Raw genomic sequence first — 13515 nt, 5'->3', positions numbered from 1 at the left:
CAAAAGGTTTCATTCTGTTCCCACATCACAGTAGAGTTCCCGAGGATAAAACAATGACCCGCAGAAGCTTTCTTTCCCAAAGCACTGGGCTTATCGCCCTAGCACCCCTAGCTGCTGAGGGCGGATACCGTAAGGATAAAAGCTTCCGCCAAGTGCCGCACACCAGCATTCACCGTGTGCAAGTGGATGGAGTCAGCGTCTTCTATCGGGAAGCTGGCGCAGTGGACGCTCCAGTAATCATCCTGCTGCACGGATTTCCAAAGTCGTCGCGTCAATATCGGAACCTCATTCCCTTGCTTGCCGACACCTACCGGGTCATCGCGCCAGACATTCCAGGATTCGGCTTTACGAAAGTTCCCAGTGAACGCAACTATCAGTACACGTTTGACAATTTGGCTAAGACGATAGGGAAGTTTACCGACGCCCTCCATCTGACCCGTTATTCCCTCTACGTTTTTGACTACGGCGCACCAACTGGCTTCCGCTTGGCGATGGCAAATCCTGAGCGTGTCGTTGCTATCGTCTCTCAAAATGGCAACGCTTACGAGGAAGGCCTCGGGGATGCGTGGGCACCGATTCAGCGCTACTGGAGGGAGCCCACAAAAGGAAACCGCGAGACCTTGAGGAAGGCATTAGACCCTGCGGGATTGCGCTCTCAGTACACCGACGGGGTACCAGATCCAGAGCAGATTGATCCTGTCGGGTACACCTTGGACGCAGCGATGATCGAACGGCCAGGCAACATGGATATCCAGTTGGATCTATTCCTCGACTATGCCAATAACGTGAAGCTCTACCCCGCGTTTCAGGAGTACTTCCGTCGGGCCAAACCACCACTACTAGCGGTCTGGGGCCGGTATGACCCGTTCTTTATCCCCGCTGGTGCTGACGCCTTCAAACGCGATAACCCGAATGCCACTGTGCAGTTTTTGGATACAGGTCATTTTGCGTTGGAGACTCACGCCGAAGAAGTTGCATCGGCGATGAAGCAATTCCTTAGAAAAGCCGATGCGCACTAGCTGAGCGCAACTCAGTGACGCACCGACATTCGAACTTACACAAAGGAGATACACATGAAGACCACAGAGAAAGTTGCACTTGTCACAGGAGCAAATCGCGGAATTGGGTATGAGACCGCACGTCAACTAGGTCAGCAAGGCATTACGGTCGTGGTAGGAGCTCGTACTGTGAAAGCTGCCTCGGACACCGTCGCGAGACTGAAGGCCGAAGGCATCAAGGCCGTACCAGTGAAGCTGGAAGTGACCGACGCAAACGACCGCATCGCTGTTGCGAGAACGATCGAGGAACAATTCGGTAAGCTCGACATCCTCATCAACAATGCAGGGGTCGGAGCAGTCGGAGGTATGTTCAATTCCAAGACGATCGAAACAACAGAAGAGGAGCTTCAGTCTGTTCTCGCTACAAACCTCTTTGCCGTTATCGCCGTAACACGCGCTCTCCTTCCGTTGTTGAAGAAGAGCGACGCAGGCCGAATCGTCAATGTCTCGAGCATCTTGGGTTCGCTCACTCTTCACGCCGATCCGAACAGTCCGATCGCTTCGATTAAGACCTTCTCTTATGACGTGTCGAAGACCGCGCTGAACGCATTCACCATTCATCTCGCCGCCGAGCTAAAGGATACAAAGATCAAGGTGAACTCGGCACATCCTGGTTGGGTAAAGACGGAACTCGGAACAGACCAGGCTCCCATGGAGATCTCGGACGGGGCGAAGACTAGCGTCACCCTCGCGCTGCTTGGCCCTGATGGCTCGAGTGGCCGCTTTGTTCACATGGACGAAGAACTGCCTTGGTAGTCTGCTGTCGACAAGCTCTGGTGGAGGCGGGTTTGCCAACCCTTCCACCACAGATAACCTCAGGAACTATTCGCCCAGATAGTGAACCGGGCTACAACCAACGCGGATGATTGGGAGCACGCCCAACCGTAGTCCGCCCTCTCGCTATCGCAACCGCAGCTGACATCAGTGCTCAGAAGCAGTAAGGAATTCCATGAAGTTCGTCCACCTCGAATTCAGTGAACAAATTGCAACCGTGACATTAGATCATCCCGCAGGCAATCGCATAAACTTTCAAATGCGCGAGGAACTCCTCGAAGCTTTTGGGCAGGTTGCGACGAGTGATAGTCGAGTGCTTCTGGTAAAGGCTCAGGGTCGCGATTTCTGTTTGGGTGGCGACATAAGAGACTGGCCGGGTCTTAGGGCATCGGAACTGCAACCCCGTCTTGAAGTCTTTGCAAAAGCGATTGACGTGCTCGATACCCTCACGATTCCAACGCTCGCAGTGGTCCAGGGGCGATGCATGGGGGGCGGATTCGAATTAGCGCTTAGCTGCGACTTGATCATCGCTAGTACGTCGGCAGGCTTCATGTTTCCTGAAGCTCTGCTTGGAATCACAACCTTGCAGGGCGGCGTCTACCGGCTGGCGGAGCGAATCGGTCGTAATAAAGCGATGGAGATGGTTCTTCTGTCGGAGATGGTGGAAGCAACACGAATGGCAGAGTGGAACGTTGTGAACAAGGTGGTCGACGAAGGTCGATTGATAACAGAGGCAGAGACGCTGGCTCGAAGGCTGGCATCTGGCTCTCCTCAAGCCTATGCGGCCACCAAGTCATTACTGCAGGTATGGCAGCAGGAGGGCGCATCTGCCGCTCGCGCTGCACTGTATGAAATTACCATGCCCCTCTTCGAGACGACTGCTGTTCAGTCCGCACTGCGCACCGCTGTGGAGGCAATCAGCCTGGGCCAACCCATACCTTCGAACATCTTTGCCAGTCAATCCGCCGAGCAGCGAGAAGTCACCCTTATTGATGGCTGAAGAATCCACCGTAAAGGGATATGGAGATCAGTTCTATAGGCCTATCTTCTGATCAGCGGATCAGGTCCACAGCGATGAAGGTTTTGACTAGCTGTATTTGTGTTGCGTCTGTCAGATGCTCATAGGCTACTTAGAGTTGAGACAAGAAGGTTCGCGACCCATGAGCAATAGCGAGACAACTGGAGTATTACAGATGAAAGCATGGACAGTAGCAGACATTCCTTCACAAGCAGGCCGCCTATCAGTAATAACCGGGGCGAATAGTGGAATCGGATGGCATACCGCGCTTGAACTGGCGCGGGCTGGGGGCAAGGTGATCGTTGCGGCACGAACGCCAGCCAAAGGCATTGACGCGGTAGAACGCATCAGGAAGGAAGTACCCGGCGCGAGCGTCAGGTTTGAAGCGCTGGATCTGGCAAGTCTGAGATCGGTGAGAGCATTTGCCAAGAACCTTAGCAGTGAAGGAAGGATAGACCTGCTCGTCAACAATGCAGGCGTGATGCGGGTGCCAACACGCGAACTGACTGAAGACGGTTTCGAAAAGCAGTTTGAAACGAACTTTGTCGGCCCGTTCGCCTTAACGATGCTCCTCATGCCATCGCTCTTACGTTCTGACGCGCCCCGAGTGACAACCCTGTCCAGTGGAGCGGCGAACATGGGGTTGAAACGGATCAACTTCGACGATCTGCAGGGCTTGAAGTCGTACGGCCCCTGGAAGGCGTACTGCCAATCGAAGCTGGCCGACCTCATGTTTTCCATCGAATTGGGCCGTCGCGGCAGAACGGCAGGATCGCCATTGATAAGCAATGCAGCGCATCCTGGGTACGCGAGAACAAACCTCCAGACGTCGGGACCGGGTCGGGAACTGAATGCGATCGAGAGCTTCTTGACCCCCTTCATGTCTCACGATGCAGCTCACGGAGCTTTACCGACTTTGCGGGCAGCCACCGCGGCAGACGCGGCCTCCGGAAGTTATTACGCCCCCGACAAAATGTTCCATCTCAAGGGCGACCCCGTGCCGGTGGAAATCCCAAAGCCTGCGCTGGACGAAGAAGCCGCAAGCCGGTTATGGCGGACGGCAGAGCAGTTATCTGGAACATCCTGGTTGAACGGGCAGTAGTGCCCACTTCCTTCGATAAGGAAGCTGTTTTCGTAATTACAGCCATCAACAACAAAGCTTTTTAGCATAGGAGAAATCATGGTGAAGTCCCCAGTTTGGTTTATTACAGGCTGCTCTAGTGGTATCGGGCGCGCCCTGGCCCAAGCCGTTCTATCCGCCGGCCATCGAGTCGTCCTCACCGCAAGAACAATCGACACGTTGCAGCCACTCGCAACCCGGTATCCCGGCAACAGCTTGGTCCTGCCGCTCGACGTCACGAAAGCAGAACAGATCCACGAAGCCGTCACAATAGCGGAATCGCATTTTGGGTCCATTGATGTCCTGGTGAACAATGCCGGAGTAGGTTACATCGCCGCAGTCGAAGAAGGTCAGGAGGAAGAGATTCGCTGGCAGTTCGAGGCAAACTTCTTCGGTCCGGCTGCGCTTACGCGAGCTGTCCTGCCGGGAATGCGCGAGCGTGGCCAAGGGACGATCGTCAATGTATCTTCGGTGGCCGGGTTCATCGGAATGATGGGCATGGGCTATTACAGCGCCAGCAAGTTTGCGTTGGAAGGGCTTACTGAGGCTCTTTGGCAGGAGATCGAACCCCTTGGCCTAAAGGCAATGCTGGTTGAACTCGGTGGCTTTCGAACCGGCATGGCACAGCGAGGCAAAACCTCTGATCCCATCAGCGCTTATTTGCAGACTGCAGGTGCAGTTCGCCAATACGTACAAGGGATGCCTGAGGAGAGCATCGCGGGAGATCCAGATCGTGCAGCAATTGCCATTCTCCATGCGGTTGACGAGAAGACATTGACACGCCGCCTTGTGCTTGGGACTGATGCGTATGCCGGGATCATGGGGAAGTTGGCTACACTTCAGCAGGAATATGCCGCTTCTGAAGCGGTCGCCCGGAGCACGGACTTTGTCTCCGTAGATCCCGGAATCACCCCCTTTTCTTTGCAGTAATTAACTGAGTGGACACCACGTGATAACGACGGCTTTCAGCCGCAAAGGAGGATTTATGAAGGTACTTGAGGGAAAAAACGCACTGGTTACCGGCGCTTCAAAGGGCATAGGAGCAGCAATTGCGAAGTGTTTGGCAGAGGCGGGTGCAAGCGTCGTGGTCAACTACGCTTCCGATAAAACCGGTGCCGATCTGGTCGTTGCTGAAATCATGGGCAAAGGCGGCAAAGGTGTCGCGATTCAGGCAGACATCTCGAAGGCTAGCGAAGCGAAACGCTTAGTCACGGAGACAGTAACGGCTCTGGGATCGCTCGATATCCTCGTGAACAATGCTGGGGTTTACTCGTTTGGCCCATTGGAATTAGTAACGGAGGAAGAGTTCCATCGTCAGTTCAACACGAACGTTCTCGGTTTGCTCACTGTCACTCAGGAGGCGGTGAAGCACCTGAAGGGTAGCGGCGGCGGCAGCATTATCAACATCGGAACGGCTGCGTCCCAGACTGGCTCTCCAAACATGGTCCTTTATCTCGCGACCAAGAGCGGCGTCGATTCAGTCACCCGAGTGTTGTCGAAAGAGCTTGGGCCGAAGAAGATTCGTGTCAACTCGATCAACCCGGGAGGGACCGATACTGAGGGTGCTCGCGCCTTGGGAGTGATCGGCAGCGATTTCGAAAAGCACATCATCGCTCAAACGCCCCTCGGACGCTTCGGTCAACCAGATGACGTCGCTCCAGTTGCCGTCTTTCTGGCTTCGGATGCATCAAGGTGGCTTACCGGCGAAATTATTCATGCTTCGGGCGGAGCTCGTTAAAGCAGATTCGCAGCACTCCTCCTCGGCTTCACCACCTTCTTCGTCAGCGCTGGCGAGATCGTGGGAGCCGTGCAGATCGCAACGCGTAGGGCTTACCTTACACATCGTTGGCGATGCTGTTCACCATCCCACGATGCTCAAAGGTCTTATCGGGCTTTTCTCGTCACTCCTTCGACCATGCTCTGAAACGGGCTTGATAACGAATACGATCTTGGTTCAATAGCGCAGCCACTTCAACCCATAGGAAGGTTCACCATGCCTTACGCAGCGAGTACCAACATATTGAAACATTTAGAATTGGGTCTTCCAAATGCAAGGCTTGTTTCGGCGACGCCGACAAATGCGACAGCGCCTACCGAATACCTCGAAGCCAACGGGGTTCGTTATGCATATAGGCGGTTCGGTGAGGGCGATGGCCCCCCGCTGCTCTTTCTTCAACACTTCCGTGGCACTATGGACGATTGGGACCCGTGGATCACGGACGGCCTGGCGCTGGGGCGAACTGTCATCCTTTTCGACAATGTCGGGATCGGGCGGTCAAGTGGAGAGGTTCCCGACAGCGTTGCCGCGATGGCGCACGACGCATTGGTGTTTGTCGACGCGCTTGGGCTGAAGCAGATCGATCTCTTTGCTTTTTCACTCGGCGGGTTTGTAGGCCAGCAGGTGCTGCTCGATCGGCCTTCACTTGTACGTCGTGCGATCCTGGCGGGTACAGGCCCGCAGGGGGGTCATGGCATGCAAGGGTACACACCGGATGTAACGGCTGTCGCGACCAAGTTCCCGCTCGAAGGTCGCGAAAAGGGATTCTTATTTTTTGCAACTTCAAAAACGAGCCAAGAGGCCGGAGCTGCGTTTATCGACCGAACATTGCTTCGAAGAGAAGATCGTGACATTCCCACGAACATGCAAGCCATGCAGAGACAGGGAGACGCTATAGGCGCCTGGGGCCACGGGTCACTCGGTGCCTACAAGAAACAGCTAGAGACGATAAAGCATCCTGTTTTGGTGGTGAACGGCTCCGAGGACATTATGGTGCCTTCCATAAATGCATTTGAGCTGGCCCAACAGCTGCCTGACGCCCAGCTGATCATGTACCCAGATGCTGGGCATGGCGCAATCTTTCAATACGCAGAGCGTTTCGTAGCACACGCAACACTCTTCCTTCAGGAAAGCAACACAACTCGGTAGGGGCAGTCAAATGGAGAACCGTCTTCGAACACGACTTGTTGCAATCGGCTTCGAAGAGCAACCGCTCGCATAGAAGCCTTACTTAGAGAGCGGCGGATCAACTTTTCTGCGTGTCGACCTGGGCTGGAGTCGTCGTGGTCGAACGACAGTACATCGGTGGCTGGAAGCAACTGTGGCAGCAGGGGTTCGTTGGCAATCAGTGCTCGTTGGGTTCCGACTCCTGAGTAGATGTAGCGCTTTAAAGTGTCAAACTCAGGCTCGAATCCTGTGAAGTGAAAACGAGCGAGTACGGAGTGGAATGCTATTTTGCAAATCGCCTGGACATACGGGAGAGTGATCTGGGCTCGCATCTCGCCTTCAATCTCATGTCCTGGCTGCACCTCCTCAGCTACGTCTTTCATCCCGACCAAAGCCGCAACCAGAACGGTGTGCAGCTCTACTTCACTTGCCGCTCCAGCAATGCAGGCAATGAGCTGCCATGTCTTCCATTGCTCTCCAAAGCGAGCTAAATCTCTGGCCAGCAGACCATCACGGATAGGGACATGCTCAAGAGTGCCATCTGCTTTCCTAAACAATTAGTTGGTTAAGCTGGAACGCTTCTCCTTGAGAAGTCATTTGCCAAAGAAGTTCGTACCCCAGAGTCGGATGAAGGGCTCGCACCGTCAGCGGAGGTAGACCTAGCGTTGGCTCAGTAAAGATGTTCTTTTGCTTGTGACTCCTACGTCCGGTAACGCCAATGATCTTCCGGAAAAACGCTTCAGTGCTGTTCTGCAGAAACACAGCCTCACATTTGCTGAAGCGTTCTTGGCATTCGTAACAGATGAAATTTCGGTGCAAGACATCGTCTTTGAAGTTTCCGAGGCCCGCTGGTAAGTAATGCTCCTTTGGATGGAGTGGTGACACTCCCGGGCAGAGACCCGAAGGGGATGTATATACACAACGGTCGAAAGTGTTTGATCTTTCCATAATTACCGTTCCCGTGGCGTGACTAAGGTCTCCGCATCTCTACAGCCGCGTGGTGTTGGGGTATACCTCAACGATACGTAACAGCGCACCTCGAAATCCCGTATCGAAAAGGTTGAATTCTCCTTTATGATACGGCTAATGGCGCGGGTCAAAGAGCTTACTGTTACAAAAAAGAGCGCGAGAAAGACGCAGCCGACGAAGGCTGCGAAACCGGCTCGGTCCACGAAGCCGGCAAACGTCGCAAAGTCGGCTCGGCCGGCGAAGGGTCAGTGCGTCGGGTACATCCGAGTGAGCACTCTCGATCAGCGCGAGGATCGCCAGCTCGAAGGCGTGACGGTGGACCGTCGTTTCGTGGATCACGTTTCAGGAAAAGACGTAAAACGACCCCAACTCACAGCGATGCTTTCGTTCGTCCGCGAGGGAGACACAGTGGTGTGTCACTCGATGGACCGGCTCGGCCGCAACCTGGATGATCTTCGCAAGCTGGTGTTCGGCTTGACGGAGCGCGGCATACGCGTCGAGTTCCGCAAGGAAATCTCATCTTTACCGGCGAGGACTCACCGATGGCGAATCTGCTGTTGAGCGTCATGGGAGCCATTGCAGAGTTTGAGCGGCAATTGATACGTGAGCGCCAGCGAGAGGGAATTGAGCTGGCGAAGAAACGTGGCGTGTACAAAGGCAGGCCAAAAACGTTGAGTGCGGAAGTCATCGCTTCGCTCGTGCAGAGGTTTGAAGCCGGGGAAAAACCGTCGGTGCTTGCGCGAGAGTTTGGGGTCTCGCGAATGACTCTGCACCGCTATAGAACGAAAGCGATCGGCTCGGGCTCCTTATGACGAAGCCGAAGCAGATCGTGATGCATTGCCCCTGTGGGAACGGCAAAGTCCTCGCCAAGGGCCTGTGCTCGACGTGCTATACGCTGAAGCGCCAGGATGAGGAATATTTCGGTGGTCATCGTGAGGAAGTGCTGAAGCGTGACGACTACCGTTGCCGCGTTCCAGGATGCACAACTCTGAAGCGTGGGAAGCGCTCAGTAGCGGTACATCACAGGGAAGCGGGGAACAGCGATCCGGCAAAAATGCTGACGCTGTGCTTGCCGTGTCACGCGAAGGTGACGCGCACCTTCTACGTGCAGGACGACTGGCCGGAGTTCCTGCGAGTTCTGTGGCGAGAGCAACATCCTGAAGAACATGAGCAGAGCGCCTTAAGCTTCGCGACGACGGCGCCCCAAGCAAAGAACGTGTCGCTCTTCAAAGAAATGGGTGACCTACCGGCCGCAAGACGAACGCGGCGGCAGTAGCTTTCTGTATTGACGTAATTACGTCAAGCCTTTTATCCCTAATCCTTTGTAGATCATCGCGAGAATCCGCTTTACCTGCGCCTCGCCAGCGGCAGTTGGAGGAATGCGCCACAAAAGACCTACAAGTACCAGGAAGTCCTCCGGGTCAGCTCCAGGATCAATCGCCCCGATCTGCTTGCAGGCGCTCATCAACTGGCGAACTACAGTGAGCATGGGTCCATACGAGCTCTGCGCATCTTGCTCCGACGCCGCAGCATGGACGATGTCAGCTACCCCATACTTCATCCTTCCGAACTTTGCCAGCCGGTCGCACCAGATCTTGAAGGCTTGGAGAGGCGGATGCTTCGCAAGCAGCGCCGGTGCGAGGGCCACAAGTGTTTCGATCTCTTTGCGGTAGACGCCAAGTACCAGTGACTCACGGCTGGGGAAGTGGCGATACAACGTGCCAGCTCCTACCCCAGCTTCCTTCGCAATCGAGTTCAGAGAAGTAGTCGGCTCAGCCGCGAGCGCATCGCGTGCCACTTCCAGTATCCGGTCTCTGTTTGCCTGCGCATCGGAGCGCAGCGTGTCAATTTTAGTCATAGCCTCTTGACGAAGCGGAGAACTCTCCGCTACGCTCAATCCTAACCGGAGAGTTATCCCTTTTTACACCGGCACGGAGGTTGCATGCAATATAAGAAGCTTGGCACCACAGGTCTTGACATCTCCCCCATCTGTATCGGCTGCATGGGGTTCGGCGAGCCTTCACGCGCCTATCCGAGCTGGTCGCTTGATGAGGAGTCCAGCCGGACGCTGATCCGCCATGCGGTTGAGGCAGGGATCAACTTCTTCGACACCGCCAATATGTACTCCAACGGCGGCAGCGAAGAAATTGTAGGCAAGGCGCTCAAGGAGTTCACGAATCGAGACAGTGTGGTGATTGCGACGAAGGTCGCCTCGGCCACGCACGACGGTCCGAACGCCATTGGCTTGTCCCGTAAGTCGATCATGAGGGAGATCGACCGCAGCCTGACGCGGCTGGGGACGGATTACGTGGACCTTTACCAGATTCATCGTCGCGACCAGCTCACGCCCTGGGAAGAGACGTTGGAAGCCCTTCACGATCTGGTCAAGATGGGCAAGGTCCGCTATCTCGGTGCATCGTCCATGAAGGCATGGGAATTCAGCAAAGCACTCCACCTTCAAAAGGAAAATGGATGGTCTCGCTTCGTTTCTTTGCAGGATACCTACAACTTGGTCACACGCGAGGAAGAACGCGAGATGTTGCCGCTCTGCACAGACGAAGGCGTGCAAACACTTGTGTATAGCCCGCTGGCCCGTGGCGTTCTGGCCCGGCCCTGGGGATCGACTACAGCTCGATCCGAGTCGGAAGCAGCCGCAGGCTACAAGGATACGACTAATGCGGCCAGCGACCAGAAGATCGTCGAGGCGGTTAGCGCGATTGCAAAAGAGCGTGGAGTGAGCCAGGCAGTCATCGCATTAGCATGGTTGCGTAGCAAGGCGGTCGTCGCCGCTCCTATTTTGGGCGCTCTAAAAGCCGGTCACATCGACGATGCTGTTGCAACTCTTTCGGTCAATTTGACCCCCGACGAGATTGCGACGCTGGAGGCGCCCTACACACCCCGTATGGACTATCAAGGCGTGTCTGACCCGGCGATGTTGGCGCGCGCCATACAGGCCACAACAGGTTTCAAAATATCTGCCTGACACCCAGAAGCCGCGTTCAAAACGCCGGACGCGGCTCTTGAATTTCACCCGAATAAATCAGAAACGCTGAGGGACTATGACGCTTGAAGTGGTGTACAGCCTTGCCGGTCCAGTGGTCCTCATGCAGCTCTTGGCCTTGGGTTGGACAGTGAACCGGGAGATATACGCGCAGGGCGGTCACAAGCAAGAGGTGATAGCTCTTCCAGACGTGTTCAACATCATGAGCCTCTTCGCGACCATTGCTCTCGTCATTGTTTCACCGATGATGATTGGCTCACCTCTGTCTCTTGCTCGTGGGGTTCTGGGCGGCGCGTTTGTCCTGATCGCTTTTTATCCGCTTTGCGTTGCGGCGCATTACCGCCTTTGGAGGAGAAACGCGGAGCGGAAAGACTCTGTCAGTCAGGGTGACTCCTCACCTCATTACGCGAACTCTCAGGAACTTGCGCTAACCTTTGGTTCCGGTCTTATCGCGCTCGCCGTGGCAGTGTGGATCGGAACACACTGAACCGAGCTGATCTCGGGTAACGTATGGCGTCTCTGTTAACCATTTAGTGCGTTTTGCTTTGACCCCGATAGCGTAGGCCATCCACGAGCAGATCGACCATCCTGCGGGCATAGGCGGGTTCCTCGTCACGCCGACTTCTGCATAGATTCGCGACCGCATGCAAGAGGTCTTCGGCTTCTATATCAGCTCGCAGAGTTTTTGCGAGCACCGCCGTATTGAGTAACCCTTGAAGTGCAGGACGGAGACGCTTGTCGAAGTAGGCCGGTAAGGCGGCATAGGCGGGGTCACCCGAATGTAGCGCTGCGGCAAGCCCTCGTTTTGTTGAAAGAAAATCTGCATACCGATGAAGCCAGCGAGCCAGAGCCTCCGCAGGCTCATACTTGCTGGCGAGTGCAGAAGCCGCTTCCGCGCAGCCATCTACCTGCGTCTGAAACACCGCTACGATGAGATCGGAACGCTGCGGAAAATGACGGTAAACCGTTCCAAGACCTACGCCCGCATGTTCCGCGATCTCCCGCACGGGGGCATCGACCCCTGACTTGGTGAAGATCTCGGCAGCGGACTGAAGCAGCGAGGCCATCTTACGCTGCGCATCTGCGCGCTTGACGCGAGGTGCGACGCCTTCGGTCCGGTCATCGTTCTGCTTTTCAGTTTCTTTCTTCATAGGCATCCTTGCATTTGGAACCACGTTCCGCTTATTATATGGAACATGGTTCCGTAAGCTTCCAGCATATCAGGGCAGCGGCAGCCAGAGGTCGGCAAGGAGAGTTCGATGTCCAATAAAGTTTGGTTTATCACTGGTTGTTCTCGAGGCTTCGGGCGAATTTGGGCCGATGCTGCGCTCGAACGTGGAGATAAGGTCGCGGCAACGGCACGCACGCTTGCAAGCATTGCCGACCTGAAAGAGAAGTACGGCGACAACGTTTTGACACTCGAATTGGATGTGACAAGGCGCGACCAGGTGAAAGAGGTTGTGGCTAACGCTCACGCGCACTTCGGACGGCTTGATGTTGTCGTGAACAATGCCGGTTACTCCCTTGTCGGCACGGTTGAGGAAGCCAGCGCTGATGAGGTCCGAGCGCTCTACGAGACGAACATCTTCGGGGCATTGTCCGTGATCCAAGAGGTCTTGCCGCTGCTGCGAGAGCAGGGTAGTGGACACATTCTCGGCATCTCCAGCACTCTCGGCCATGTCTCGATGCCGTTGATCGGCTACTACTGTTCTTCCAAGTGGGCGTTTGAAGCGATCCACGAGAGTTTAGCTGCAGAAGTAAAAACTTTCGGGATCAAGGTCACGATCGTAGAACCTGGGGCCTATGCCACCGAGTTTGGAAGCCCGTCGTCGTTGAAACACGCAGCCAGTCTGGACATCTACGCAGACCTGAAGGAGAAGGTTTTCGGCGGTTTGAAGACGATGGAACGTGGCGACCCGAGTGCGACGCCGGATGCCGTTTTCAAAGTTGTAGATGCGGAAGATCCGCCGCTCAGACTGTTTCTCGGTAGCCACAACCTGCCTTCGGTACGCGCCGCATATGCAGAACGCTTGGCGACATGGGAAGCCTGGGAATCTGTCTCCAACTCTGCCCAAAGCAAAGCCTCTTAGCGGGTCTCACACACTGCCTCACGATCACAGGAGAAAATCATGAATGACAACAACCCACTCGCGCTTCAAGATCACGCGTTGATCGGTGAGGCCGGGAAAATACCCGTCTCGCCGTCCACGCCGGTCGTCAGTGTCAGTCCGATCACATTGTCCGTTCCGGGGCGCTTGGTCGATTTGCAAGTTCGTGTTTCCGCACCGACCAGCGGACGAGACTTGCCGATCATCCTTCTGTCGCACGGCCAGGGACGATCGAACCACCTGTCCTCACTGAATGGCTATGGGCCAGTCGTCAACTTTTGGGCTGCTCACGGCTTTGTCGTCATACAACCCACTCATTTGAGTTCAAAGTCCCTGGGTCTCCCCCCAGAGACTCGGGGCGCGCCGCTTTTTTGGCGCTCTCGCGTCGAAGACATGATGCACATCCTGGACCGCCTCGATCAGATCGAAGCTGCAGTTCCAGACATCGCCGGACGCCTAGATATCGGCCGCGTAGCGGTCGTCGGGCACTCCATGGGAGGGCACACCGCCGGGATGCTGCTCG

At 55.4% G+C, this 13515-nt stretch carries 16 protein-coding genes; 14 read left to right on the top strand and 2 right to left on the bottom strand.

The window, feature by feature from the left end; genetic code table 11:
* Positions 1-53 precede the first annotated feature (53 nt).
* The 10 genes from OHL20_RS22210 (at position 54) to OHL20_RS22170 (ending at position 9159) form a co-directional block, all read left to right on the top strand.
* Positions 54-1019 (top strand): alpha/beta fold hydrolase, encoded by a 966-nt coding sequence (locus OHL20_RS22210; protein WP_263385502.1) that lies wholly within the window; start codon positions 54-56, stop codon positions 1017-1019.
* Positions 1020-1073: 54 nt separating this feature from the next.
* Complete coding sequence (locus OHL20_RS22205) at positions 1074-1814, top strand: SDR family oxidoreductase (RefSeq protein ID WP_263385501.1); 741 nt, start codon at positions 1074-1076, stop codon at positions 1812-1814.
* Between the two features lie 193 nt (positions 1815-2007).
* Positions 2008-2832, top strand: coding sequence for an enoyl-CoA hydratase/isomerase family protein (locus OHL20_RS22200; protein WP_263385500.1), 825 nt, complete (start codon positions 2008-2010; stop codon positions 2830-2832).
* A gap of 193 nt (positions 2833-3025) precedes the next feature.
* A complete protein-coding gene (locus OHL20_RS22195) occupies positions 3026-3952 on the top strand; it encodes an oxidoreductase (protein ID WP_263385499.1) in 927 nt (308 codons plus the stop codon).
* A gap of 78 nt (positions 3953-4030) precedes the next feature.
* Positions 4031-4900 (top strand): oxidoreductase, encoded by an 870-nt coding sequence (locus OHL20_RS22190; protein WP_263385498.1) that lies wholly within the window; start codon positions 4031-4033, stop codon positions 4898-4900.
* A gap of 55 nt (positions 4901-4955) precedes the next feature.
* Positions 4956-5708, top strand: coding sequence for an SDR family NAD(P)-dependent oxidoreductase (locus OHL20_RS22185; RefSeq protein WP_263385497.1), 753 nt, complete (start codon positions 4956-4958; stop codon positions 5706-5708).
* Between the two features lie 255 nt (positions 5709-5963).
* Complete coding sequence (locus OHL20_RS22180) at positions 5964-6896, top strand: alpha/beta fold hydrolase (RefSeq protein ID WP_263385496.1); 933 nt, start codon at positions 5964-5966, stop codon at positions 6894-6896.
* Positions 6897-8000: 1104 nt separating this feature from the next.
* Positions 8001-8444, top strand: coding sequence for a recombinase family protein (locus OHL20_RS25455; protein WP_449555762.1), 444 nt, complete (start codon positions 8001-8003; stop codon positions 8442-8444).
* Complete coding sequence (locus tag OHL20_RS25450; RefSeq protein ID WP_449555761.1) at positions 8426-8695, top strand: helix-turn-helix domain-containing protein; 270 nt, start codon at positions 8426-8428, stop codon at positions 8693-8695. The genes OHL20_RS25455 and OHL20_RS25450 overlap by 19 nt, the downstream gene beginning before the upstream one ends.
* A complete protein-coding gene (locus OHL20_RS22170; RefSeq protein WP_263385495.1) occupies positions 8692-9159 on the top strand; it encodes an HNH endonuclease signature motif containing protein in 468 nt (155 codons plus the stop codon). Before OHL20_RS25450 ends, OHL20_RS22170 begins: the two co-directional genes overlap by 4 nt.
* A gap of 18 nt (positions 9160-9177) precedes the next feature.
* On the opposite strand, the gene OHL20_RS22165 is transcribed toward OHL20_RS22170, so the two are convergent.
* Positions 9178-9741 (bottom strand): TetR/AcrR family transcriptional regulator, encoded by a 564-nt coding sequence (locus OHL20_RS22165; RefSeq protein ID WP_263385494.1) that lies wholly within the window; start codon positions 9739-9741, stop codon positions 9178-9180.
* A gap of 84 nt (positions 9742-9825) precedes the next feature.
* Between OHL20_RS22165 and OHL20_RS22160 the strand changes: the two genes are divergently transcribed.
* Positions 9826-10866, top strand: a complete 1041-nt coding sequence (locus tag OHL20_RS22160; RefSeq protein WP_263385493.1) for an aldo/keto reductase — start codon at positions 9826-9828, stop codon at positions 10864-10866.
* Between the two features lie 76 nt (positions 10867-10942).
* Complete coding sequence (locus OHL20_RS22155; protein WP_263385492.1) at positions 10943-11371, top strand: hypothetical protein; 429 nt, start codon at positions 10943-10945, stop codon at positions 11369-11371.
* Between the two features lie 43 nt (positions 11372-11414).
* On the opposite strand, the gene OHL20_RS22150 is transcribed toward OHL20_RS22155, so the two are convergent.
* Positions 11415-12035, bottom strand: a complete 621-nt coding sequence (locus OHL20_RS22150; RefSeq protein WP_263385491.1) for a TetR/AcrR family transcriptional regulator — start codon at positions 12033-12035, stop codon at positions 11415-11417.
* A 108-nt stretch (positions 12036-12143) separates the two neighbouring features.
* Between OHL20_RS22150 and OHL20_RS22145 the strand changes: the two genes are divergently transcribed.
* Positions 12144-12974 (top strand): SDR family NAD(P)-dependent oxidoreductase, encoded by an 831-nt coding sequence (locus OHL20_RS22145; protein ID WP_263385490.1) that lies wholly within the window; start codon positions 12144-12146, stop codon positions 12972-12974.
* A 39-nt stretch (positions 12975-13013) separates the two neighbouring features.
* Positions 13014-13515: alpha/beta hydrolase family protein (locus OHL20_RS22140; RefSeq protein ID WP_263385489.1), on the top strand; the 502-nt coding region annotated here is incomplete at its 3' end.

The organism is Granulicella arctica, from assembly GCF_025685605.1.
Lineage (GTDB): Bacteria > Acidobacteriota > Terriglobia > Terriglobales > Acidobacteriaceae > Edaphobacter > Edaphobacter arcticus.
This window is presented reverse-complemented; position numbering and strand designations above follow the sequence as displayed.